18 protein-coding genes and 1 CRISPR repeat array are annotated in these 26965 nt (G+C 32.8%); of the genes, 12 read left to right on the top strand and 6 right to left on the bottom strand.

Translation table 11 applies throughout. The features are described from left to right. Window positions 1-27: 27 nt before the first annotated feature. The 7 genes from FLACHUCJ7_RS13650 to cas9 all read left to right on the top strand — a co-directional run bounded on the left by FLACHUCJ7_RS13650 (window position 28) and on the right by cas9 (window position 14040). The gene (locus FLACHUCJ7_RS13650) at window positions 28-3357 is read left to right on the top strand and encodes a SusC/RagA family TonB-linked outer membrane protein (protein ID WP_180909248.1); all 3330 of its coding nucleotides are present in this window, start codon (window positions 28-30) and stop codon (window positions 3355-3357) included. A gap of 30 nt (window positions 3358-3387) precedes the next feature. After that, on the top strand, window positions 3388-4977 hold the full coding sequence (locus tag FLACHUCJ7_RS13645; protein ID WP_180909247.1) for a SusD/RagB family nutrient-binding outer membrane lipoprotein: 1590 nt from the start codon (window positions 3388-3390) through the stop codon (window positions 4975-4977). A gap of 125 nt (window positions 4978-5102) precedes the next feature. After that, a complete protein-coding gene (locus FLACHUCJ7_RS13640; protein WP_180909246.1) occupies window positions 5103-6794 on the top strand; it encodes a PNGase F N-terminal domain-containing protein in 1692 nt (563 codons plus the stop codon). Window positions 6795-6801: 7 nt separating this feature from the next. Continuing rightward, window positions 6802-7857 (top strand): sialidase family protein, encoded by a 1056-nt coding sequence (locus tag FLACHUCJ7_RS13635; RefSeq protein WP_078226681.1) that lies wholly within the window; start codon window positions 6802-6804, stop codon window positions 7855-7857. Window positions 7858-7863: 6 nt separating this feature from the next. After that, window positions 7864-8196, top strand: coding sequence for an L-rhamnose mutarotase (locus FLACHUCJ7_RS13630; RefSeq protein WP_078226682.1), 333 nt, complete (start codon window positions 7864-7866; stop codon window positions 8194-8196). 12 nt (window positions 8197-8208) lie between these two features. Next, the gene (locus FLACHUCJ7_RS13625) at window positions 8209-9189 is read left to right on the top strand and encodes a M20/M25/M40 family metallo-hydrolase (RefSeq protein WP_180909245.1); all 981 of its coding nucleotides are present in this window, start codon (window positions 8209-8211) and stop codon (window positions 9187-9189) included. Between the two features lie 273 nt (window positions 9190-9462). Next, complete coding sequence (cas9, locus tag FLACHUCJ7_RS13620; protein WP_180909244.1) at window positions 9463-14040, top strand: type II CRISPR RNA-guided endonuclease Cas9; 4578 nt, start codon at window positions 9463-9465, stop codon at window positions 14038-14040. A 94-nt stretch (window positions 14041-14134) separates the two neighbouring features. Beyond that, window positions 14135-17596: direct repeats of the CRISPR family, unit length 36 nt; unit sequence GTTGTGGTTTGATTAAAGATTAGAAAACACGATATT. Window positions 17597-17729: 133 nt separating this feature from the next. Here cas9 and cas2 read toward each other — a convergent pair. The 6 genes from cas2 to FLACHUCJ7_RS13590 all read right to left on the bottom strand — a co-directional run bounded on the left by cas2 (window position 17730) and on the right by FLACHUCJ7_RS13590 (window position 23501). Then, complete coding sequence (gene cas2, locus FLACHUCJ7_RS13615) at window positions 17730-18059, bottom strand: CRISPR-associated endonuclease Cas2 (RefSeq protein ID WP_031455830.1); 330 nt, start codon at window positions 18057-18059, stop codon at window positions 17730-17732. Next, a complete protein-coding gene (gene cas1 / locus FLACHUCJ7_RS13610) occupies window positions 18035-18949 on the bottom strand; it encodes a type II CRISPR-associated endonuclease Cas1 (protein WP_180909243.1) in 915 nt (304 codons plus the stop codon). The genes cas2 and cas1 overlap by 25 nt, the downstream gene beginning before the upstream one ends. 176 nt (window positions 18950-19125) lie before the next feature. Further along, window positions 19126-20556: an FAD-dependent oxidoreductase gene (locus FLACHUCJ7_RS13605; RefSeq protein ID WP_180909337.1), complete on the bottom strand. Its 1431-nt coding sequence runs from the start codon at window positions 20554-20556 to the stop codon at window positions 19126-19128. 464 nt (window positions 20557-21020) lie between these two features. Then, window positions 21021-21665: a response regulator transcription factor gene (locus FLACHUCJ7_RS13600; protein WP_180909242.1), complete on the bottom strand. Its 645-nt coding sequence runs from the start codon at window positions 21663-21665 to the stop codon at window positions 21021-21023. After that, window positions 21655-22440, bottom strand: a complete 786-nt coding sequence (locus FLACHUCJ7_RS13595; RefSeq protein WP_031455834.1) for a sensor histidine kinase — start codon at window positions 22438-22440, stop codon at window positions 21655-21657. The genes FLACHUCJ7_RS13600 and FLACHUCJ7_RS13595 overlap by 11 nt, the downstream gene beginning before the upstream one ends. A 626-nt stretch (window positions 22441-23066) precedes the next feature. Continuing rightward, window positions 23067-23501, bottom strand: coding sequence for a hypothetical protein (locus tag FLACHUCJ7_RS13590; RefSeq protein WP_031455836.1), 435 nt, complete (start codon window positions 23499-23501; stop codon window positions 23067-23069). Window positions 23502-23771: 270 nt separating this feature from the next. Between FLACHUCJ7_RS13590 and FLACHUCJ7_RS13585 the strand changes: the two genes are divergently transcribed. The 5 genes from FLACHUCJ7_RS13585 (at window position 23772) to FLACHUCJ7_RS13565 (ending at window position 26956) form a co-directional block, all read left to right on the top strand. Beyond that, window positions 23772-24632 (top strand): hypothetical protein, encoded by an 861-nt coding sequence (locus FLACHUCJ7_RS13585; RefSeq protein WP_031455837.1) that lies wholly within the window; start codon window positions 23772-23774, stop codon window positions 24630-24632. 18 nt (window positions 24633-24650) lie between these two features. Next, window positions 24651-25055: a hypothetical protein gene (locus FLACHUCJ7_RS13580; RefSeq protein WP_078226687.1), complete on the top strand. Its 405-nt coding sequence runs from the start codon at window positions 24651-24653 to the stop codon at window positions 25053-25055. A gap of 18 nt (window positions 25056-25073) precedes the next feature. After that, complete coding sequence (locus FLACHUCJ7_RS13575) at window positions 25074-25802, top strand: hypothetical protein (RefSeq protein WP_078226688.1); 729 nt, start codon at window positions 25074-25076, stop codon at window positions 25800-25802. A gap of 63 nt (window positions 25803-25865) precedes the next feature. Next, window positions 25866-26498, top strand: a complete 633-nt coding sequence (locus FLACHUCJ7_RS13570) for a hypothetical protein (RefSeq protein ID WP_180909241.1) — start codon at window positions 25866-25868, stop codon at window positions 26496-26498. Further along, window positions 26495-26956 (top strand): hypothetical protein, encoded by a 462-nt coding sequence (locus FLACHUCJ7_RS13565; RefSeq protein ID WP_180909240.1) that lies wholly within the window; start codon window positions 26495-26497, stop codon window positions 26954-26956. The genes FLACHUCJ7_RS13570 and FLACHUCJ7_RS13565 overlap by 4 nt, the downstream gene beginning before the upstream one ends. Window positions 26957-26965: the final 9 nt, after the last annotated feature.

Genomic DNA, 26965 nt, shown 5'->3' with positions numbered 1-26965 from the left:
ATATTAACTCAAAAAACAATTTAAACTATGAATCAAAACGTACTAAAATTACTGTTCTTGTTTTTCCTGTTCGGGTTTCAGAACCTTCAGGCTCAAACAGCGACAGTAACAGGAACAATCACTGATACTAATGGAATGCCAATTCCGGGAGTAAATGTGAATGTTAAAGGAACTAAAACCAATACATCGTCAGACTTTGATGGTAAATACAGCATCTCTGTTCCCAATCAATCAGCAATTTTGATATTTTCTTATGTAGGTTCTGCTACAAAAGAAGTTCCTGTTTCAGGACAGACGACTGTTAATGTAGCTTTAAGTGCAGACAGTCAGCAATTAGGAGAAGTTGTTGTAACTGCACTTGGCCAGTCAAAAGAGAAAAAGGCTTTAGGATACGCCACTAGTGTGATTAAGTCTGAGGCAATCGTTAAGACAGGTTCGCCTACTGTGGCTAATGCTCTGTATGGTAAAGCACCAGGGGTTCGTATTACTTCTACTCCAGGTGGAGCTGGAAATATCAATATTAATATTCGTGGTATCAACTCTATTACACAGAAAAATCAGCCTCTTATCATTATGGATGGTGTGCCAATTCGAGATGGGGCGGCTACAAATAATGATTATTGGGGTGATCAGCGTATTAGAAGTAATGGTCTGGCAGATATCAATCCGGAAGATATTGAGAGTATCTCCATTCTTAAAGGAGCTTCGGCGGCTGCATTGTATGGTTCTGAAGCTGTAAACGGGGTGGTATTAATTACATCTAAATCCGGTAAAGGAAAAAAAGGATTAGGTGTAGATTTCAGTACCAGTTACTCACAAAACCAAATTGCATATTTACCAAGATTTCAATATGAAAGAGGTCCGGGCTGGACAAATGCAAATTATTCTACGGGATACTTAGCTCCTGATGGTTTTGCCTACTATGATACAGATGGAGATAATATTAATGAGACTAGAGGGGTTTCAGCAAGTACTAATAACTTTGGTCCGTGGTTCGATGGTAAGCCTATTATGTCATGGGACGGTGTTATTCGTCCATATTCAGCTCAAAAAGACGGCTATAAAAATATGTTCCAAAATTCATGGGATGGCGTAACAAACATTGCACTTTCTAATAATACGGATAATAGCAGTATTCGTTTTTCTTACACACACAATGAATCAAAAGGGTTGAGTATGGGTAACATGAATAAAAAAAATACCCTTAACCTGAATGCATCGTTCAAAACAAGTGAAAAATTAAAAACAGATGTCATCGTGAGTTATATGAACCAGAATGTTCACAATCGTGCTGTTGGTACAGATCGATTGATAAACAACTTTACGGGTATGATAAGCCCGTTTGATAATGGTGATTGGTATAAGGCTAAATATCAAACCAGTTTAGGATACAAATATGTTACTGGTGGAAATAATAGTTTGACTCCGGATGAAAATATTATCCGTAATGGTTTCAAGGCAGATGTAGGTGATTATTTCTGGAATACGAATGCAAATCAGCAGGACGAAATTACAAACCGTTTGATTGCCAGTGTTACTGAAACCTATACTATTTACCCAGATTTGAAGCTGCGTGGTCGTGCTTCTACAGATTTAACTTCGATAAATGTAGAAACTAAAAATCCGGTTGAAAGACCTCTGGTTTACGGATTTGGTACCGGTTCTTTTCAAATAGATTCTAAAGATTATAATATTCTTTATGGGGATTTAATGTTAATTTATAACAAAAAAATTAATGATAAGTTTGACATTGGAGCTACAGTTGGTTATACAGCATCAAAAGAAACTGGTTTGAGTTTGTCACAATTTACAGATGGAGGGTTGAGTGTTGAAGGTTGGTATGATTTAAATTCTTCAGTAAACAATCTAAAAGTTAACCATAAAAGAGAAAAAGTTGTAAAAGACGCAGTATTTGGAACTCTGACTGGAAACTATAAAAACTATTTGTTCCTCGAAGGAACAATAAGAAGGGATCGCACTTCAACTATGAATCCTGATAATAATGCATTTACGTATCCTTCAGTCAATTCCTCTTTCATAGTATCTGATGCGTTTACATTACCGCAAGTAATCAGTTATGCAAAACTTCGTGCTTCCTGGGGAATTGTGGGTAACTATGCAGAGATGTACAGAGGTAACGTAGCCTTCAACCCAACAACATTAGGAAATCAGGGAACAGCTACTCCTGTATTAATTACAACTTCTATGGATAAGTATGGTAATGAAAGTTTAAAACCTGAGATGAAAAACGAATATGAGCTTGGTTTTGAAACTAAATTCTTTGGAAATAGGCTAGGACTAGATGTCTCTTACTACAATGCAAAAGTTAAGGATCAAATTTTAGATTTGACATTGGCATCTACAACAGGAGCTTCAGTAATAATAGCGAATGTTGGAGAATTAAGTAACCAAGGAGTTGAAATCGCTTTGACTGCTACTCCTGTAAAAACGACATCTTTCTCGTGGGACCTTACTTTGAACTGGTCGAAAAATGCAAACAAAGTTGTGAAATTAGCAAATGGTGCAAAAGAATTATTACATTTTGACTATGATGGTTCTGCCGCTCAGTTGAAATCAGTAGTAGGTGATCCAATTGGAGGTATTTATGCACATCCTGTTAAGACAGATACCAATGGTAATAAAATGGTTGATTCTGATGGATTTTATATGATTGATGGCGATAAATGGGAAAAATACGGTACGGCTATACCTAAAGGTATTGGAGGTTTATTGAACACATTCACTTATAAAAATTTCACTTTAGATGTTAATATTGATTATTCTTATGGAGGGTATTTGATGCCAACTGGAATTAATTGGATGACTTCAAGAGGATTGACAGAAGAAAGTTTGAATTACAGTACTAACGAACGTGGTGGTCTTACATATTTTGTAGATGCTAATGGTAAGGGTGTTCAGGTTCCTAATAGTGCTACAAGTGGACCAGGTGGTCAAACATTATATCGTGATGGTATGTTGATGAATGGTGTGACAGCAGATGGCGCAACAAATACAAATGTAATATCTCAGGCAGGTTACTATAACATGACTTATAACTGGGGAGGCCCTCAATACAGCAGCTCACGTTATGAATTGTATATCAAGGAAAACAACTATGTAAAATTGAGAGAAGTCTCATTAACTTATAGTTTACCAACAAACTGGGCTGCTAAAATTGGTGCTTCAAAATTAAATTTTTCAGCTTACGGACGTAATTTGTTCTTCATCTACAGATCAATTAAGGATATGGACCCAGAAGCAACTACTGCAGGTTCTAAATGGTATCAAAACATAAATAATGCAGGAACGAATCCGGCTACCAGAAGTATTGGATGTATGTTAAGAGCCTCTTTTTAATTTGATATTTCATAATTTAAAAAATATAACATGAGAAAATTATTATATATATCGCTAACAACTGCAGCTGTTTTTTTTAGCTCTTGCTCAAAAGACGATTTTGCAGATGCGTACCCAAATCCGTCTACGGTTGAAATAACTACTGTGTCTAAACAGTTTGCCGGATTCATGAAAATTAACTTTGAGGATGTAATTCCTTCTTACTGGAATTATTATACCGTTCTAAAATCTACTTCTCTTAGCTACACGCAGGCACATGGATTTATGAACTCATCCGGGCGCTATGTTTCAGGAGCTGCACCAGTTAACAGATGGGATAGGTTTTATAAGTTTATGGCTCAATATAGAGAGTTAGAAAAAGTAATGGCTTCTTTGCCTGCTGCTATGCAGACTGAAAACAGAATCTATACCATTACTTCAACTATTTATTTATACGATCATACTCAAAAAATGATTGATAACTATGGAGATATTCCTTTTTCTCAGGCAGGTAAAATTAGTTTAACGGGAGGTAATTATGGTGCTGCATTAGCAAAGTATGATAACCAAACAGAACTATATACCCTTATGTTGGATCAATTGAAAGCTTTTTCTACTGAATTGAATTCGATTACTTTGTCTGCTGGTGTGGCAACAGAATTCAAAAATCAGGATTTGATCAACAAAGGAGACCTGGTAAGCTGGAAAAACTATTGTAATTCCTTGCGCTTAAAAATCTTGAACAGAGTTTCTGCTGTTCCTGTTTTTGCAACAAGAGCAAATACTGAAATGGCTGAAATCATTGCTGCTGGAGAAATTGTAGATGAAAATTCCGAAAATATTGCTTTCAGGGTTTATAATCAGGATGGTGATTTAGATACTTCAGGTTTTATTAATGCTTTAGAAGATGATTTAAATAATCTTGCTCCAAAAGCAATGATTGATCACATGAATGCAAATAATGATCCTCGTAAACCCTGGCTGTTTGAAAAGGGATCACGTGTAGTAAACAACGTGGTGATAGTGGCTCCTACTTATGAAGGACTAGATCCGGCATTGGCATCCGGGGCTCAGACACAATCAATAACAGAAGGTAAAATTGCTGTTTACAATCGTTCGGTTCTCAGTAGAAATAAATGGTTGCCGGGAACATTAATAAATGCTCCTGAAGTAAACCTGATTCTTGCCGAGTACTATTCAAGAAATGGAAATGCCGCAACAGCTAAAACACATTTCGAAAAAGCTATCAGACAATCTGTAGAGTATTATGTAAGATTAGGAGATAAAGCAGATGTTTTGACCTGGAAACCAACTACAGAACCAACAACTGCTGAAATTGACGCTTATATTACTGCTATAAACTTTGCAGGAGCTACAACACCTGCAGCTCAATTGGAATTAATTGCTTTTCAAAAGTACATTCATTACAATATCATGCAGGCTGATGAATCCTGGGCTGAGCAAAGAAGATTGAAACTTCCGGCTCTTACATTCCGTGAGGATGAAACAAGCAGTATTAGAAAAACACCGCCAACACGCTGGACATATCCAACGTCAGAGAGTGTTTATAATCCGGATAATTATAATGCAGTAAAAGCAAATGATAATTTAAGTACCAAAATATTCTGGGATATAAAGTAAAATTCCAATAATAATGTGCAATTAAAGCACCTATAAGTTTAAACAGAGGTAAGATGTAATTCTTACCTCTGTTTTTTCCAGTTTAATATTTGTCAAAAATTAGATAATAAATGATTTGTAAATACATGATAAAATTTTTCAATACCATATTGTTGTTGTTTTCTTTAGTACTCGTTGCTCAAACCAAATCAGAGGTATATAAAATTAAGTATGATAAATTTGAAAACGGAAAAAAAACAGGCGAGAATATCGAAATCTATCTATACAATCAAATGGTTTTTTTATCAAAACCAACAGATAAAATACAACAATACATCGATTTAAAAAACAATTATAACGTTACCACCATCAAGGATGGAAATACTGTTTTCAAAAAAATAATTCCATTTGACAGCTTGCCTGTTCCTAAAAAAGAAAATGATACCCGTGTCATACTTGGATATAATTGTCAGCATGTTTCTTTTTCTTATTTTTCAAATAGAATTGATATCTGGTATACTGAAAAGGCTGCCGTAAAAGGAACTCCTAACAGTAATTATTTACCTAGTAAAAATGCACTTGTACTGGAAATGGTTTATAATGGAAATCAGACTTTGACAGCCAATTCGATAACTAAAGTTAAAAATTATGAGCCATTTATTAATTATGATGAGAAGACAGTAGTAGTTGATAAATCAGAATTTGAAGAAATTCTCATTAACTCCAGATATACTAAATTGCATATTTTTGAGAATGAAAATATAAACTTCGATCCTAATTCAATAATTCCAAACGAAAAAGACCTTCTTACAGACAAGGTTTATCATTTTTCTAAAGGAAGTGTAGTTTTGAAAAAGATAAAAATTACTCCTGAATTAAAAAATAGTAATGCCATTTTTGCAAAACTAACCAGTAAGTCTACTGGTGATGCATATGACAGAACCGGTTCAGTATTCATTATCCCAGCAAAAAAAGAGGAAAACAGTACTACGTTATTAGATGCTTACTTACATGGATTAGATAAATTACCAATTTATACAGATAATAAAAAAAACAAATATCAGGGAATTAAAAAAGAAAAAGACTATTCGCCGGCAATAGAAATACTAAGGTTTTTTACGCCATTTGGAGTTAATTATTTTAATGATAAACGAAAAATAAATAATTATAACTGGGCAAAAGACGTTGTTTATAAAGAAGATGTCACTTCTCTTATTCCTATTGATGAAGATGAAATCTGGATTGGTGTTTTTATTGGCAATTATGATGCTGGTGGTCATACCATAAGTCTGGAACTCAATGTTTATCCATCAATGAAAAATAACGAAGAGAAACCAAATAAGAAAAAGTATGTAGCACCTTTATTTTCAACAGTAAATACGATGGAAATGTCAGGTCAGAATTACGGAGGTCTTTTTGCGAATGATACTTTAAAAGTAAATTTTGAAATTAAAGAAAATCTACAAAATTTACAGCTTTTGTATACCACAACTGGTCATGGAGGCTGGGGAAATGGAGATGAGTTTGTACCAAGAATGAATAAAGTGTTTGTTGATGGTCAGGAGGTTTTTAAAATTATTCCGTGGCGAACTGATTGTGCAACCTATCGATTATCTAATCCGGCTTCGGGGAATTTCTCTGATGGTCTATCTTCCAGTGATTTAAGTAGGTCAAATTGGTGTCCGGGAACATTAACTCCTCCTTATATTATTCCGCTGAACAAACTGTCAAAGGGCAATCATATAATAGAAGTTGTTATAGAACAAGGCCCCAATGAAGGTCCGAGTACAAACCATTGGAATGTTTCAGGAGTTTTGGTGGGCGAATTGAAAGATTAATTGTGAAATGAAAATAATTTTAAAATTTAATTCTGTAATCCTGCTATTAGTACTAACTGTTTTTTCCTGCAGTTCATTACAAACTAATCCGGAAGCAGTTAATATCACTCAAAATTATATTGCAGAAAATCCTGTTACAACAGCGAGCCATGCCTCAACATTGGTTGAAATAGAGCCTAACGTTCTTTTGGCTGCCTGGTTTGGCGGAAAACATGAAGGTGCAAAAGATGTGAGTATTTATATTTCTTCTTATAGAGAAAAAAAATGGTCAGCGCCTAAAAAAATTATTGAGCCACTAATTAAAGATGGCGATACGTTGCCTTGCTGGAATCCGGTTTTATTTAAAAGTAAGGCTCAAAATTTATATTTGTTTTATAAAGTCGGCAAGAACCCGAGAGAATGGTTTGGTGCTATGATAGTTTCTAAAGATAACGGAAACACCTGGAGTGAGGCAAAATATCTTCCAAAAGGAATATTAGGGCCAATTCGAAATAAACCAATTGAAACTACCCCAGGAGTTATTTTATGCGGAAGCAGCACCGAGAGTATCGATGATAATAAATGGAGAGTATTTATAGAAACTTATAGAGAATCTACAGACAGCTGGACAATAACGGATATTAATGACAGGAAAAATTTCGACATTATCCAGCCCACTTTTTTAGTTCATTCGGCTAAAGAGATTCAGATTTTATCACGAAGCAGACACAATAAATTAATTTCAAGCTGGTCTAAAGATAATGGTAAAACCTGGCAGAAAACAGACAGTATCAACGTTGTTAATTCGAATTCAGGAATTGATGCAGTGACCTTATCCAATAAAGCATTTTTATTGGTTAATAATCCTTTAAAAATGGGTAAAGACTGGTTTAACGGTAGAAATGTACTGGATGTAGAATATTCTAAAGATGGCTTGTCTTGGAGCAAATTATTTGATTTAGAAAACCAAAAAGAAGGCGAATTCAGTTACCCGGCCATTATCCGGACCTCAGATAAAAAAGTACATGTTTTATATACTTATAATCGTAAATTTATTAAACACACAATTTTTGATTTAAAATAAAAAAAGATGCAAAAATTTTGCCTGGCTCTGGACTTAAAAAATGATCCGGATTTAATTGCCGAATATATAGAATTTCATAAAAACGTCTGGCCCGAAATACAGCAGAGCATTTTAGATTCCGGAATTATCAGTCTTGAAATTTATAATGTTGCCGACCGTTTGTTTATGATTATTGAGGCCAATTCTGATTTTTCATTCCAAGAAAAAGCAAAACGGGATGCAGAAAATCCAAAAGTTCAGGAATGGGAAACTTTGATGTGGCAATTTCAAAAAGCACTTCCTCAGGCAAAAACCGGAGAAAAATGGCTTTTAATGGATAAAATTTTTGAACTTAAGTAATTTATATAAACGATGCTATTTTTAAGAAACTTAAAATATCAACTCTTTTTCATTAGTGTATTATTTTTTAACAGCACTATAAATGCCCAGAACGGTATCAATGCCAAAACATTTTACAAACATGATAAATATCTTTCTTCAGATAAGTTAGAAGGACGTTTTCCGGGAACCAAAGGCAATAATGACGCTACTGCCTATATCAAAAAGTATTTTAAAAAATACGGGTTGAAAAAATTTGATAACAATTATTACCAGCCTTTTACACTTTTTGTGAAAGAAGGAATAAACAAGATGAAATCAGATAGTGTTTCGACTCAAAATGTTGTGGGATATCTTGAAGGTTCTGATGAAAAACTTAAGAACGAATATATAGTAATAGGAGCTCATTATGATCATTGGGGATGGGGAGGACAAAACTCAGGCAGTAAAAAGAAAGAAGCTTTTGCCATTCATAACGGAGCAGATGACAATGCTTCCGGAGTTTCGGCTTTGCTGTGTATACTGAAGGAATTATCAAATGCTAAAGTCAAGCCAAAAAGAAGTATCATTTTTATCTCTTTTAGCGGAGAAGAGGAAGGACTTTTAGGTTCTAAATATTTTGTGTCCCATTTACCGGTTCAAAAAGAGGCTGTAAAAGTAATGTTGAATATGGATATGGTGGGAAGGCTAAATGAAGAGAAGCAAATTTACATGGGAGGCGCAGGAACGTTTCCAGATGGAGTAGAATTGATGAAGAAATTAGGCGAAGCCAGTACCCTTAATCCGGTTGTACATGCGGGTGAAGTGGGAGGCTCTGATCATGTCTCGTTTTATAAAGCTGGTATATCTGCTGTGGGATTTCATACAGGAGGCCACCCGCAATATCATACACCCGAAGACGATATTGATTTAATAAATATTGAGGGAGGCGCTTTGGTGTCTCAATATATTTATAATGCATTAGTAGCAATTGCAAATGACCCGCAACAACTGTATTTTATTAATCAGGATTAGGGAATCTATAAGTATCTATATCCAGATTTATATAAATAAAAAGTCCCACCGAAGCTGGGCTAAAGGTTTTCATTCTATATAAAAAGTAAATCCCACGGAGTACGCGGGATTTTAGATTTCTACGGCATATAGCCTTATTGTGATAAGATTAAAGATTAGAAATTTTAATCAGTAACAAATATATAGAAAAAATAAATTGTTTTGAATGATGAAAACCATAATTGAGTTAATTTTTTTTGTGGTAGATTTCGTGCGTATTAAATTTTAAAAATTATGGCAAAGATTTTAGGATTAGATTTAGGCACAAATAGCGTAGGATGGGCGATTGTGGATAAGGAAGGGAATAATTTTTCTCTTGTAGATAAAGGGGTTAGAATATTTTCAGAAGGTGTGAATATTGAAGCCAAAACCAATAGCGAAAGTTCAAGAGCAGCAAAAAGGACAGAGTACAGAAGTGCTAGAAAATTAAAATATAGACGAAAGATTAGAAAAATAGAATTACTTAAGGTTTTATCTGATAATAATTTGTGTCCAAAATTATCTGATGAAGAACTTAATGATTGGCGATATAAAAAGATTTATCCACAAAATGATGAATTCAGAATTTGGCTAAGTACAGATAATCAAGAAGATGAAGAAGAAAGGAAAAAGCAAAACAAAAACCCGTATTCATATCGATATAAGTCAGCCAAAGAAACACTTAACTTAAATGATAAGGAAGACAGATATATTTTAGGAAGGGCTTTTTATCATATTGCCCAAAGACGTGGTTTTTTGAGTAATAGACTAGATAGTTCCGATAATTCAATTATTGAAGAAAAGAAAAATGAAATAACAGCTGTAATAAATGATGCAACTTCAATTGCGGAATTTTTAGAGTTATTTTCAGAATTTGTGTCAAGTTTTGATAAAGACGAAACTAGTAATAAACCATTGTTTACACTTTCAAGAGCTTTCAATTCAATTTTCAAAGAAAATTCAGCATTGGTCTATAATGATTTAAAAGAAAAGTTGCTCGAACGTTTAAATAAAAAAGAATTTCTTGGACCTGTTAAGAGAGCAATAAGTGATTTGTCTGAGAAAATTGAACAAGAAAAATGTTCGACTTTAGGCCAGTATTTTTACACGTTATATCAAAAAGGTAAAAAAATAAGAGGTGAATATACTCATAGAATTGATCATTATTTAACAGAATTCAATTATATCTGTGACAAGCAAAATGTTTTAGCTGAAGCAAAAGAAAAAATTGAAAAAGCAATATTTTTTCAAAGGCCTTTAAAATCCCAAAAAGGTTTAGTTGCCAAATGTCCATTGGAAAATATTAAAACATGTGTGCCAATTTCTCATCCAGATTTTGAAGAATTCAGAATGTTGAGTTATTTGAATAACGTAAAAATTAAATTGCCTACTGATGAGAAATTAAGATTACTAAATGAAGATGAAAGAGAACAAATTGGAACTTTATTTTTCAGAAAGTCCAAAGCCAATTTTGATTTCTCTGAAATTGCAAAAAAACTTACACCAAAAAGCTTAAAATTTGGATATTACAAAGACAAAAACGTTGCTGAATATGATGTATTATTCAATTATAATTTAGGAAGCAATGTTTCAGGTTGCTTAACAATTGCAAATTTAATAGATGTTTTCGGTACGAAATGGAAGGAATATTTGTTTTCAAATTTTGTAAAAAACACTAAAACAGAAAACAATGTAAAAGTTAAAAAGTCAATAGATGATATTATCGATGATATTTGGCATGTATTATTTCGTTTTGATAATGAAGAACTTTTGAAGCAATTTGCTATTGATAATCTTAATTGTAATGATAAAACGGCAATAAAGTTTTCTAAAATAAAACTGAAACAGGACTATGGTTCTTTGAGTCTAAAGGCGATTAGAAATATTCTACCTTACTTGAGACAAAATCTTATTTATTCACACGCTGTTTTCTTGGCTAATATGAAAAATATTTTGCCAACAGAAATTTGGAATGATGAAGAAAACAGAAATGTTATCAACCAAGAAATTAAGTCAATTATTGAAAATTATAAAGTATATAGTAATAAAATTGAGATAGTTAATGGATTGATTAAAAATGCAAAAAAAGAAAATGGTACATGGAGTTCTGATAATAAATTTGTTGCAGAAGCTTATAGAAACGGATTAGAAAAACAAGTTAAAGACTTTTTTGGAACAAAAAAATGGAATGAAACACCAGAAAACTATCAAAATGAAATTTTGTCGGAATGTTTTGAACTTTTTTCAAATCAAATGAAACTTAACTCTGGTCGAGGAGAATTCGTTAAAAAACAAACTATTGATGAAATATTAAAAACATTCTTGAGTGATAATTTTAATATCGATGAAGATAGTTTAAAAAAATTATATCATCCGTCAGCCATTGAAGTATATAAAAAAGCAAAACGGAGTGAAGAAGATGGGAAGAAATATTTAGGAAGCCCATTAATTTCATCTATAAAAAATCCAATGGCAATGAGATCGTTGCATCAATTGAAAAGAGTAGTTAATCAATTAATTAAAGATGATATGATTGATGAAGATACTTTTATTCATATCGAAATGCCAAGGGAATTAAACTCTGCCAACGAACGAGTTGCAATAAGGCAATGGAATGAAAATTTAAAAACCAGAAGAGATAAATATACTGAGGAAATTAAGTCAATTTTTAGAGGTGAAACCAACATTGAAGGTTGCAATGATGCAAATGCAAGTTACAACGATTATGAACCAACGGAAACAGATATTTTAAAATATCAACTTTGGATAGAACAACAAAAAGTTTGTCTTTATACTGGAAAAACTATTTGTTTATCTGATTTTATTGGAAATAATCCAAAATTTGATATTGAGCATACCATTCCAAGAAGTAGAAGTTTAGATAATTCACAGCTTAATAAAACATTATGTTGTGCTATTTATAATCGTCAAACTAAAAAAGACAAAATACCTTTTGAATGTTCTAATCACGATGAGATCTTACCAAGAATAAAACATTGGTATGCAAAGTACAAATCCATAGAAGAGCAAATAAAAGATTTGTCCAAAAAAGTAAAAGCAGCTTCTACTAAAGAAAAAAGAGATAAATACATTATTGACAGAACAAAATTGCGTTTTGAATACTCTTATTATTTCAAAAAATATAAATCATTCATTATGGAAGAAGTTCCAGAAGGATTTAAAAATAGCCAATCTGTAGATATTGGAATTATTAGTAAGTATGGTAATTTATTTTTAAAAACAGCATTCAATAAAGTATATCCAATTAAAGGAAAAACGACTTCCAATTTGCGACAAATGTGGGGGTTAGATGAAAAATCAAGAGATAATCACGCACATCATGCAAAAGATGCCGTTGTGGTAGCTTGTTGTACTAGAGATATTAATGATGCTTTGGCAAATTATTATCACGAATTAGAACAGTTTGAATATTATGGAAAACCAAAACCATCATTTTCACATAGAATTCCGTGGGAAGGTTTTCATAAAGATGTTGATGATTTTGACAATAATACTTTAATAAGTCATCACACACCAGATAATCTACCTGTTCAAAGTAAAAAGGCAATTCGTAAAAGAGGAATTATTCAAAGAAATGGAAAAGGCGAAATCAAATACAAACAAGGGGATACTGTCAGAGGAGCCTTGCATAAAGAAAGTTTTTATGGTGCAATTTTAAGAGAAGAAGTTGATAAAAAAACAGGTAAAACCGAAGAAGTTGTAAAATACGTAAAACGTCAAGCTATTGATTTATTTAAAGATACAGATTTAAAAAATATTGTTGATGATAAAATCAAAGAGATTGTCTCAAGTGGAAGAGAACAAGAAAAGCAAATAAAGAAAGAAATTGAAGACTTAGAAAAACAATTAAAAAATCTAAAAGAAGAAGAGGAACAACCTATAAAAGAAGAAATTCAAGCTCTTAAAAATAGGATTAAAAATGAATTGTATGTTTTACCAAATAAAAGTGGAAAACCAGTTCCAATAAACAAAATTCGTTATTACACTAGTGATGTAACTAATCCTTTATTCATAAAAAAACATCGAGATGTTTCAAGACATGAGCATAAACAATTTTATCATGCTAAGAATGATGGTAATTATTGTTATGCTATTTATGAAGGAGTTGATAAAAAAGGGAAAAAAGAAAGAGCTTTTGAGTTAATTAATTTTCTTGATGCGGGAAACTATTATAAATTAAAAAACAAGGATGATAGAGAAAGCGAGAATATTTCTTTAATTCCTGAAAAACATTTGGAGACAGGGTTTAATTTACTGAAGTCTAACAATAAACCTATAGTGTTGAAAAAAGGATTAAACGTTATTTTATATAAAAATCAAAAAGAAGAATTAGATTTTTTAGTCCCTAATAGCTTGATAGGTAGATTATATAAAATTACGGGTTTAGATGAAGATGGTATTAAATTAATTTACAATCTTTCAGCCAAAAGCACTACTGCAAATATATCTTACATGAATGAGGTTGTTAATGAACAAAAGCTCTATGAAGTTAAAGAGGATTTAGAATCATTAGATTTGTGGGATAATGTTTTTTCTGATTTCAAAAAACAAACAACAAAAAGACCTGATTTTTTTAAGAATTTGAATAATGTCCTGAATAAATATTATTTAGAAAATGAAATTTTTGATGCAAGAGGGAAAATAAAAGAAGTTAAATTAAAAGAAAGTGGTTTGACAACACCAAAAGGAGGAGATGTTATTGATAACTTTAAAGAATTTCCATATATAAAATTTAAAGTAAATAATTTCAATGCTTTAGTTGAAGGAATTGATTTTAATATATCTTCTACAGGGAAAATTGTAAGAATATAAATCTTGAGATTTAAGAGTTAAGTTCTTTGATATAACGTTTCATAGTGTTAAACCACAACTGAAAATCTGTTGACAGAAAATAATATAGATTTCAGTTGTGGTTTGATTAAAGATTAGAAAACACGATATTTTATTTCAAATTCTTCTGATAAAGTATGTGGTTGTGGTTTGATTAAAGATTAGAAAACACGATATTCTTTTCTTCAAATGAAATCATATTCCAAAGGTTGTGGTTTGATTAAAGATTAGAAAACACGATATTTATTCATGTTCTGAACCGTTCAAACAATCTGTTGTGGTTTGATTAAAGATTAGAAAACACGATATTTGCCTTTTATTTCAGAAACCACCTGTTGTAGTTGTGGTTTGATTAAAGATTAGAAAACACGATATTTGGGAGCTACAAAAGACACAACTAACCAATGTTGTGGTTTGATTAAAGATTAGAAAACACGATATTCATCTTCCTGGCTTAATGCGTAAGTGTAATGTTGTGGTTTGATTAAAGATTAGAAAACACGATATTTCTTTTAATAATTTTATTTTCATAACTATGTTGTGGTTTGATTAAAGATTAGAAAACACGATATTAAACAAATCAAACGCTAAATCTTCATCATGTTGTGGTTTGATTAAAGATTAGAAAACACGATATTATTTAGGAAATATCAATAACTATACTAACTGTTGTGGTTTGATTAAAGATTAGAAAACACGATATTGCTAACGCCTGTTTTTTCGTTACCGTAGTTGTTGTGGTTTGATTAAAGATTAGAAAACACGATATTTAATGGTATTTCGTCAGTATGCTTTATCCTGTTGTGGTTTGATTAAAGATTAGAAAACACGATATTAAAAGTTAGCTGTCCATAATGCTTTGAAAGGTTGTGGTTTGATTAAAGATTAGAAAACACGATATTTCTTGGATTGCTTAGATGGATAAACAGATGGTTGTGGTTTGATTAAAGATTAGAAAACACGATATTGTCTGTTTGTTTATGATAGAAAATACAGTAGTTGTGGTTTGATTAAAGATTAGAAAACACGATATTATAATAAGTCAATGCTCCTGATCCTGAATGTTGTGGTTTGATTAAAGATTAGAAAACACGATATTAAGAATCATGCGTGTCATTTAATTCACACAGTTGTGGTTTGATTAAAGATTAGAAAACACGATATTTTCTGAAACAATGTTTAGGTTGCGTGTCAAGTTGTGGTTTGATTAAAGATTAGAAAACACGATATTGACGATTTATTTAACGAACTTGATAATGTTGTTGTGGTTTGATTAAAGATTAGAAAACACGATATTCTTTAGCTTTTAATTCGCTCTCAATTCCTTGTTGTGGTTTGATTAAAGATTAGAAAACACGATATTATTTGAATTATCTTTATTGTGGAAGTTATGGTTGTGGTTTGATTAAAGATTAGAAAACACGATATTCAAAAGATAAAATATTAAAACAAATAGTAGTTGTGGTTTGATTAAAGATTAGAAAACACGATATTAAATGTGCTGAGTTATGAAAACAACTAAATGTTGTGGTTTGATTAAAGATTAGAAAACACGATATTATCGATGTAATGCTCGTTTTTTAATATTTTGTTGTGGTTTGATTAAAGATTAGAAAACACGATATTGGTAATTAATTTATATATTTGTACGTAAATGTTGTGGTTTGATTAAAGATTAGAAAACACGATATTTAAATGTTTAGATCCTTGCAAAGGAGATGGGTTGTGGTTTGATTAAAGATTAGAAAACACGATATTACTTGTTCGATATATCTTGTTCCTAAACGGGTTGTGGTTTGATTAAAGATTAGAAAACACGATATTCTTTTGAGCAGTTAGGAATGATTAGTAGTTGTTGTGGTTTGATTAAAGATTAGAAAACACGATATTTCTGTCATAATTGTTACCTTTTTTCCTGTTGTTGTGGTTTGATTAAAGATTAGAAAACACGATATTGTATGGTAAGTACGGGACAAAATATAACTGGTTGTGGTTTGATTAAAGATTAGAAAACACGATATTTGGAACGAACATTTTTTACATCAAGTAGCTGTTGTGGTTTGATTAAAGATTAGAAAACACGATATTTGGTAATTATGTTGAAATTTACGATAGAGAGTTGTGGTTTGATTAAAGATTAGAAAACACGATATTGAGTTCATCCAGTAAAAAAAAGACCCGTAGGTTGTGGTTTGATTAAAGATTAGAAAACACGATATTATTTTCTGTGTCAGTTACCGTTTCTAATGGTTGTGGTTTGATTAAAGATTAGAAAACACGATATTATTGTTACTTTTCGCCCGTCTGAATAATAAGTTGTGGTTTGATTAAAGATTAGAAAACACGATATTGGATTACTCTGATGCTTTAATGATGCGTATGTTGTGGTTTGATTAAAGATTAGAAAACACGATATTATTGTTACTTTTCGCCCGTCTGAATAATAAGTTGTGGTTTGATTAAAGATTAGAAAACACGATATTAACTTTTTTTCTTCAATAAACGTATATCCTGTTGTGGTTTGATTAAAGATTAGAAAACACGATATTTCATTGTCTAAATAATAATCAAAGCAAATGGTTGTGGTTTGATTAAAGATTAGAAAACACGATATTATTTGAAAAATGCTCTTTAAAGTCCTTAGTGTTGTGGTTTGATTAAAGATTAGAAAACACGATATTCTACACGCAGGCGTTTATTTTCGTTGTCAAGTTGTGGTTTGATTAAAGATTAGAAAACACGATATTACCCGGAACCCACCTCTAAAACAGTAGTGTGTTGTGGTTTGATTAAAGATTAGAAAACACGATATTTATTTGTAATGATTTTTGTATGGTTATCAGGTTGTGGTTTGATTAAAGATTAGAAAACACGATATTTCGTTGGGCTATCGTCATAAGCATCACGAAGTTGTGGTTTGATTAAAGATTAGAAAACACGATATTTACTTTGGTTGTGGTTTTGTTCATTTCTGTGTTGTGGTTTGATTAAAGATTAGAAAACACGATATTATGTAGCAGAGTCTTGGTAAAGCTCTTGCTGTTGTGGTTTGATTAAAGATTAGAAAACACGATATTTCATTGACGAGGTTTCAATGATGCGCCCTGGTTGTGGTTTGATTAAAGATTAGAAAACACGATATTTCCAGCAAGAGCTTTACCAAGACTCTGCTGTTGTGGTTTGATTAAAGATTAGAAAACACGATATTATATATTGCTATTTCTTTTAATAATTCGTGGTTGTGGTTTGATTAAAGATTAGAAAACACGATATTTAGCTTCATTAGGTAAAATTCTAGTTATTAGTTGTGGTTTGATTAAAGATTAGAAAACACGATATTCTGATTGTTCTGATTTTGCAACTTCCAACGGTTGTGGTTTGATTAAAGATTAGAAAACACGATATTAAGGAAATGCACGCTTATGTAAGAGATATGGTTGTGGTTTGATTAAAGATTAGAAAACACGATATTGAAAAACCTTTATCAATGAAAGATAAAAGGGTTGTGGTTTGATTAAAGATTAGAAAACACGATATTAGTTGGCTTGTTACCTTCTAGTAATCAAAAGATTAAATTTAAATATCGTATAAAAAAATGCTTCTTTTTTGGATTGATAACCCACGATTGAAGCATTTTTTTGTTTCTAAACAATAATTTAGTTCAGTTTGGGCTAAAACAATTCCAGTTGTGTAGGCTGAGGAGCAGATGGCACGGCTGCTTTTCCCCAGAAATTCAAAATATTACCAAATTGTTTATCGGTTATTCGGAGCACGCTTACTTTGCCTAAAGGCGGAAGCAGTTTGTGAATTCTCTTTTCATGAACATCGGCGCTTTCACTACTTGCGCAGTGACGTACATAAACAGAATACTGCATCATCGAAAAGCCGTCCTTCAATAAATTAGTTCTAAATCCGGACGCATTTCGTCTGTCTTTTTTTGTTTCTGTGGGTAGATCAAAAAAAACAAACAGCCACATTATTCGATATCCGTTAAGCTCCATAGTACAGGATATTTAATTTTTTTTCGATTTCCCGTGAAGCATTGTTGGAGAGAACTTGACGTTTTTTGTAATGCGATCATCAAAGGACTTTTCTCATCTTTAAAATAAACTGTTCTCGTTAATATTTGTAATAATTCAGATTTGATAGCAGTGTTTAGTTCCTGTTCACTAAAACGCTGCATAATTTCAAAGACTTTTTCGTCTACAATAGGACGAAAAGGCTCCATAATATCATCGGCAAGTGCAAAAGCATTGTATTTACTTTTATGGTGGATTCCTAATGTATTCAATAATCCGCTTCCGGAAAGAGCTCTTGCAGTTGCAGCTCTTAAAATGGCATAACCATAATTCAGGAAATTATTAGGATAGTCGCCATATCGTTCCCGTTTTATTCCGTCAAATTCTAAATTAGGCTGAGGGAAATATTTCCAATATTGCTGTGCAGCAACTCCTTCCATATTTGTAGAATCTCCACTTAAGACTTTACTGGCCAGAAACGAAAAACTATTTTTGGATTCGGTTATTTTTTCAAGTAACTGCCCCTGATTTTTAATTTTTTCAATTATGGTTTGCTGCCATAACTGTTTTTTTAAAGGTATGGAAGCTTCAATTTGATTTTTGAATATTTCCTGCTGAATATGATGGCTGTTCAGGTTTAAGAACATTCCGTTGGGAAGATGGTTTTTTCCGCAGATAATGATAGAAGTGTTATTGTCAACCAGTAAATTCATGGCCGGTATGCTGAGGTAGATCTCATTATGATCAAGAACGAGAAAGCCTATATCTTCAATGGGAATAGCGCTTTCCTTCATTTCTGATTTTAATACAAGCTGATTGTTTTTAGCTGTTATAGAAAATTTGTTTTCAATTAAAATGGTTCTCTTTAGCATAAATTTAACTTGAAATTATACATCCCCGTTATTGTCGTCTTCAACAGGTATCTTTAATTATTGTTTTAAATTTAGGCTTTAAGGTGATGTTGTTTTTACGGTTTTCCTTAATTCACGTGTTTTTAATTTTGACCTTATCTAAAAAGAGATAAGCTAATCTATCAGGTAAATACTTTTTACTCGTTATTTTTCTTGAACCATCTTCTGGGCGCATCACTTTCATGAAGTACAATTTCGGAATGTAAGAACTCTGCGGCATCGGCTGAATCTTGCACTTTTGAGGCACTGCGTGTCAGCATTTCGGATTCAAATCCGGTTAATACACTTTCCCTCAAACCGGTTTTTTTCCAGTGAGATAAAGATTTACATCCTTTTGCAATTTCCCGTGCAAGCGCAAGGGCGTCCAGCAACGCCTGATTCGCACCCTGGCCTTTAAAAGGACTCATAGGATGAGCAGCATCTCCAATCAGAGTGACTTGTCCTGAGTTCTCTAATAATTCCGGGGTGAGTAATTCGCGGTCATACACAGGATATCCCGAAATATAAGCTTCCTGGGTGGCTAATAAAATTTGAGGAATCGGTTTGTGCCACTGCGTTCTTCGGCAGGCTTCTTCCTTGAGTGCCTGAGGACCTTTAGCACTTAACTTTTTTGCCTCATCTTCGGGCATTGGAAAGCTAAGCTGCCACATTACAGAATCGCCTGTGTAAGGCATGACATAGATTCGTTCATTGCCATTAGCAGTTTGGAATACAGTAGCGGAATCTAATAAAGCACTATTCAGATTTTGGACAGTACTCAAAGGGCAAATTCCTAATATTACGATACAGCCCAAATAAGATAGGGGAGTAATATCTTCTCCAATAAGTAATTTACGGACCGAACTACGAATACCATCGGCTCCAACTACAAGATCTGCTTTGGCACTCTTCATCTTTCCATCGACCTGAAAGTTGAGATGAACATTACCATCACTATGTTTAAAATCTATTAACTGATGTCCCCATTGTATGTTATCGTTTCCACCAAGTTGCTCCAATAGTGCGAATCGCAAAGATTGTCTTGCGATATGAATATTACTACGTTTTGGGGGCATTCTCTCTTCTGACTGAAGCCACTTTCTGACTCCCCATTCACCGATAACTTTTCCTTCGGGATTATGAACCAGATGTCTGGTTGAAAATACTCCTTCTTTTAAAGAAATAATACCTAAGCCCTGAATTGCTTTACTGGCTTGCTGTAATGTTAGTCCATAACCCTGAGATCGGGCATTAAAGTCTTTATCGCGCTCATAAAGAGTAAAAGGGATTCCACGGTGTAAACAAGCAACAGCCAGGGCGATTCCGCCTATACCGCCGCCAATAATTGCCACGTGAGGATAATTCTCTTTATTTGCAACAGGAGGCATGTGGGCAGGAAGCAGCCCGGTTCCGGAACAGTTTACGCATGAATATAAGTTGCCTTTAGGCTGAACAGGAGCTGTACCTTTACCATTAGTTTTTTCAAATTCATCTAATGCGATTTGGTAATGGAGTCTTACTTTTTTAGTTAGCCTTCGACTTTTTTTTCCGCGTCCCTGGCATTCCGGACAAATAGTCCAGCTTTCCATTTCATTTTGCACTTTTTTTACTTCCACTTTTTACCGGATCTTGATTTACATAAGAAAAGAAACACAGATACTATTGATGCTGAGTTCAAGAGTCTAAATAATTATAACTCTTATTTCTAATAGATACATCTGTAAGTTATATTTCCATGTTTTTGCTTTTACAGGTGCGCAAAGTTACTATAAAAGATAGGTCTCTGCCGAAGCAGGAGTAAAGATTTTCATCTATGGATATATTTGACATCAGATTAAGACTGAAAAATATCCTAATCGTTTAACAACATAAAGCAATTATATAAAAAGAATTAATTATTTGAAATCTTCATTGATTATAGGTTGTTTTCTCTAAGATTTCAATTCTTTTGTATGACGCAATCTATTGGATTCCGTCGCAAATAAGTCAGTGTAATTCATAGGTTTTGACTTATGTATTGTACTCAACGGGTTAAGTGAGTGTATTAGAATCTCTAAACCAATACAATTTTGTGTTTCACTGCATATAGAACCAATCCAATTCGGGTTTTTATTTCTAGTTTATCAAATAAACATTCCCGGTATCCGTCGATTGTTTTTGGACTTAAACACATTTCTGAGGCAATCTCTTTATACGTTTTTTCGGTACAGGCATGTTTTATAAAAACAATTTCTTTTTCTTTCAGATTGATTTTTTTAGAGTCATCATTGGCTTTTTTTACCAGCATCCCCGAAACTAATTCTGTTAAATAAAAGCCTTTTTCAATAACTGAAATCATGGCTTCCTTAAATATTTCCGGAGAAGTATCTTTTAGTAAGTAACCTTTGGCACCATTTGTAATCATTTTGATGATTATTTCTTCATCATCATTGACAGAAAGTGCGATTACCTTCAAATCAGGTCTGTTTTCTTTAATCCATTTCATGGTGCTAACGCCATCCAAAACCGGCATATTGACATCCAATAAAATTAAATCGACATCTGCATTTTCATTATCTTGCAGGTAGGAAACGAAGACTTTGCCATTTTCGAATCGGTTTATTACCTCAAAATCCTTAAAACTATTGATTAAAAGTTCCAGTGATTGTGAAAAAAGCTGATGATCATCTACAATAATAATTTTGTTTTTAGGTTTCATTGTTTTGGGTTAAAGGATATTCTAAAATTACGGTTGTTCCTGATGAATTTGATTCCATTATTAAGATTGCTCCAATTAACTTGGCTCTTAATTTCATGTTGTTTAAGCCTAATCCCGAATTTATCTGACTGGTATCGTAGCCAATTCCAAAATCTTTTATTTTTAATCGAAAAACAGTATCAGTTGTATTAATGGCTACTTCAAATAAATCACTGTGAGAATGTTTAAGGCTGTTGTGCAGGGCTTCCTGAAAAATACGATAAATAAACAAATCATGTTCCTGATCAATCTGGGGAATTTCTCCCGTAACGGTATAATTGTATGGAATGTTTTTTAGTTTTTTTATACGCTCAAGATCTTGTTTTATGGCTTCAATAAAATTGCTGTGCAGTAGATTATCTTTATTGATGATCCGGGATAAAATCCGAATCTCATCCAGTGATTTGGCTAGTATTTCTTTAAGATCATTAAGCTCATTTACCAGGACAGGTTTTCCATTGTTAAGATACATATTGAGCTGCATAATACCCACAGAAACTATCTGACCTATATTGTCATGGAGTTCTTTACTAATTTCGCTGAGAGTCTGATCTTTAATTTCAATCCTGGTTTTAATTAACTCGGATTGAAAATACAATTCTGATTCCATTTTCTCTACCAGATAATTGTTTTTCTTTTTTAAAAAATAAAAGAATATCACAAGCAAAGTAATCAGTAAAGTTAAAAAAACAATACTTAACGAAATGACTAATAATTGTATTTCTTTTCGCTCCATAAGAATCCAATAATATAGCAGCTGTGGGCCAGGACATTTAAAATAAACACTACTAAGCTAAAAATAGATTCGTCATGTTTGATCAGGAACCAGTTTAAAGCAAGCATAAAGGGCAGAAATGGTACATGAAAAACTAAAATTCCTAATATGTACCAAAAAAAGACTGATTTTTTAAAATTTAATATTTTGTTTGAATTAAAAATTTCGACTAAGTATAAGCAGGATAATATCATAATTAACAGTACACCAATGGCAAAACTATAGGTATATGATTGGTTAATATCTTCTTTAAAATATAAGATATTCAGAAAAAATGAAAGGATAAACAGTATTAAACTGAGAAGTCCTATTATTCGATAATTTGTTTTGGACAAAACACTCCTTAAAAGTAAGATAAAAGCACAAAAACTGACCAGCATATAAAAATTAAAAACATAATAATTTAATATGCCTGTCCATGCCGTAAAATAATAACCTACTCTTTCTATTGCGGCAGAAAACCAAATCAAAATTACTAAAAATTTAGCTTTATTCGTAGGAAGTTTGTGCCAGGAAATTAGGCCGATAATTCCGGAAAATAAAGCTAAATAGACAGTATAAAATCTTAAAAATTCAAACATAATCTTCTAGTATGTTTTGCTGGGAGGATTTCCGATACTTCCGTAATTCATTGGTTCAATTCCTGGTATTTCTTCGATACCTATTTGACGAACCAAAGCAAAAGGTTGTATATCATCAGGTGCAGTTTTTCTGATTTTTGTTCCTGTAGGTGTTAAAAAAATGGTCATCCGGCCTGCTTTTTCTTCATATTTTCTTTCATCAGGATATACACCATAGTAAAAACGGATTCCGTTTACATCATATCCTTTTTTCTTGCCTTTAGCCTTAATATAATGAATATAATTTTCAAGCTCTTCTACAGAAAACCAAACATTATTGGCATCTTCTTTTGTAATGTATTTAGCAATTACCCGGGCACGGTATTTCATAAAATTCAAATGCAATTCCTTCGCGAATCTTTTTGTAATTAATTGAGTGGGTCTTTCTGGTTCTCTTTCCATGATTTTTTTAATAGTTAGGGGTTAATTAATTGTTGTTTAATATTTTAAATACGTTTGTTTGAGCAAAATTATTTTAAATTCTTACAAAAACAAAGGGGAAATTCACCCTTTTTTTGTAGGGTAAATTTATTTAAAAATTTGGGTTATAACACTGTTTTGTAGGAAAATAAATAAAATCAATTTTACATCGTTCATTTGGTGCACAAAATGGATAGGTGAAATCTGAAAAGCCTAGTTAAAAGAGTAAGAGTTAATTATAATACTAAAGTTATGAGTTTATATCACGAAGTTTTTGCAGGAGAATCATTCAGCGAAGACAATTATTTTGAAGCTGTACGATATGTTTTAGGACCGGAATATGCTAATTTGAATGAAAGTGAATTAGAAGATGTCCTTTTATCAAGAGTAGATCAAATGTCTGAAAGTGAAGCAGAAGGGTTTTGGTCAAGTTTAGGAAATGTAGCCAGCAGTATTGGTTCAGGAGTTTTGCGAGGTGTTTCGGCAGTGGCTCCAATAGTAGGAACTGCTGTTGGTACTTATTTTGGAGCACCTCAAATAGGCGGAGCGGTTGGTGGACTGGTTAGTAATCTGGCAGGAGCAGGAAGTGCTGCATTAGACAACAGTCGTCAGCAACAACGCAGACAAGGACCTCCGCAACAACAGCGAAGACCAGCTAATAATAACAGACGCAGACAAGCACCTTCGCCACTGGGGCAAGCGTGGGGAAATACAACCCGCTATTTGGCCGATGCTGGAAGAGCAGCTTTGCCGGCAATCCAGCAATATGTTCAGGATAACCCTGTTCAGCTCCGTCCGCAGGCGGCACAGGATATTGCCAGAGTACAAGGTTTGTACAACCAGTTGGGAGGCGTAATTAATAATCCTCAATTTCAGGCAGGACAGGCGCAGCAAAGTTTAGGTACTGCAAGTCCAAATGCACCTATTGAAAGCCATTCTTTTGCTGAACTAATTGAGACTGTTAATTATCTAACCGAGAATATTTTATATGAATATTACAACGGAGGACTAATTCCGACAGAAGACTATTATGTAGATCAATATGGACAATTTGTGGGTTCGAATACACCAAACAGAATCAATAGAATTGAAAATTCTATTGCAAGTTTATAAAACTTAAAAGTTATACAAATGGATGCTTATATAGAATATTTGAAAGAACATAATCCCGAGATGGCTAAATATTTTGAGCTTATGCAGCCCCTGATGGAAAAAAAAGAACCGGAAGAGAAAACAGAACCGCCAAAAGTTGATTTGGAACTTGAAGAAAGAATCAAGAAACTTAAAAAAATCAATCAGAAACTTTTCACAATAATCGAGGGATTGAAATTTCAGCTGGAGTTTGAGTTAAATCAGAACGATGATTTGGCAAAAGCCATTGGAGCCTGTTCTGAATGTTTCGGTGAAAATGACGATTGCCCGGAATGTTTTGGAATTGGAAAACCGGGTTACAGCATTCCTGATTTTATTCTGTTCAACAAATATATTCAGCCTGCCATCCAAAAATATAACAAACATTATTTCAATAAAAATTAACCATTAATATTTAAAATTATGAATTATTTCGAAAGTTATTTAGATGAAGATTTATTAAATGAAGATTATTTCAACGAAGACCTTTTAGGCGAAGATTTATTAGAAAGCTATGACGAAAGTTATGATGAAGCTGCCAAACGCAGAAGACCTTCAATAAAAGGAATAAGACCAAATGTGAGTTCAGCCGTAAAGCAAAGATCTAATTTTGGAAAAGCACTAAGCGGAAGAGCAAATGATTATGCTACCAAAAGTGAGTTAAAGAAATCATTAGACGCGATTTCAAGCCAGGTAAACGAATTGAAGAAAACCTCTTTGGCAACAAATAAAACATTGGTTGCATTAGATCAAAAACATACAGAACTTGCAAAGTTGGATGCCCGTAAAGGTGAAAATCAAACTAAGGTTTTAAAGAACATGCAAATGATGAGTATGATGGGGTCTTTATTGAATCAGCCAAAACTTAAACCTGAAAATTTAGAGATTATTGAAGTTCTTGATAAAGAAGGGAATGTAATTTCAAAAAATATAGCTGAAAAAAAAGATACAAATGCTATTTATGTTGATCAGACAATGTCTATGCTTTTACCAATGATGACAACTATGGGAGATTCTGGTTCCGGAAAATCAGACAATATGAACATGATGTTACCAATGGTAATGATTATGTCTCAGCAAAATCAGGGTAATACCAGCAATAACAATAATACGATGATGCCTCTTGTCATGATGATGATGATGAATAAATAAATGTAAAAAGGGCAATTGACACCCAATTGCCCTTTTATTCTATTAACCCTTAAAAATAAAAAGATGAATCCATTTAATATATTAGTTAATTACATAATAGCAAACAGCAGGGCAGCATTCTATAATGTTCCCGGTAATCAGGAAATAACGAATACAGCCTTGTTAACAGGTATGGTTTCTGAAAATCCATTGATGAGTTATTTAATTATCGACAACAAAGCTAAAATAGAAGGGGAGAAGTTTAGTACGGCAGTTGCTGTAACAACATCTGCAGGTACCGGCAGTAATCCTGGTACACCAGCACCGGATACTACTCCGGGGACAAACCCTGCAACGGATACAGGTGCACCCACAAATCCGTCAGGAACTTCTACCGAAACTCCAACCGGAACCCCAGCAACACAGGCAGAGGTTATAACATTAGAAGCGGTAAAAAATGAAATTTCAAATAGTAATCAAATTTTAAAAGATGAGATTACTAAAGGTTTAGAAGCCAACAAAGCAGAGTTTAATAAGATGATTGCAGAAAAATTAGAAACAAAAATTACGTTTTTAGAAAAGAACCATGTAGTAATAAATGAATCAATTCTGGAAATCAAAAAGAAACTGGAGGAAATTTCTAAAGGAAATCAGTCCCCTGAGGCTTCTGGAGGTACAAAAGACCAAAAAGGGCTGCCTAAAAATAATCAGAAATGAAAACGGTAGTTGATCACCCTGAAACCGTTGTATTAGACAGGATTGAGAAAACGACCACTGAAATTCTGAAAAAAATCAATTGTATTCGTCCCGGTTTGTTTTCCAGTAATCTGAAATTTTCAAAAAAAGCCGAGGAAGAAAAAAAAATATTATTTAAAGAATTAATTCCCAAAAAGGTTTTTTCAATTGATAAAACAATCGAACTGGTTAGTAAAATAGCAGCTGATACTAATTTTTTGAAACTGCAGCAAATAGATCAGGATTTTATTTCAGGATTAAAAAAAATTGATCTTAAAAATACACAATATATTAGCGAAATCAACAATTTCATCACTCAGGAAAACGAAATAAATGTAGTTTTCTTCTCTTTGGTTGAAGAAAATCTTTATTTCACGTATCTCAATTCTGAATTGTATGAGATAAAATATAAGTTAGACCAAATTAATCTAGAACCTTAAAAACAAACT

The organism is Flavobacterium salmonis (assembly GCF_903819435.1).
GTDB classification, from domain to species: domain Bacteria; phylum Bacteroidota; class Bacteroidia; order Flavobacteriales; family Flavobacteriaceae; genus Flavobacterium; species Flavobacterium chungangense.
This window is presented reverse-complemented; position numbering and strand designations above follow the sequence as displayed.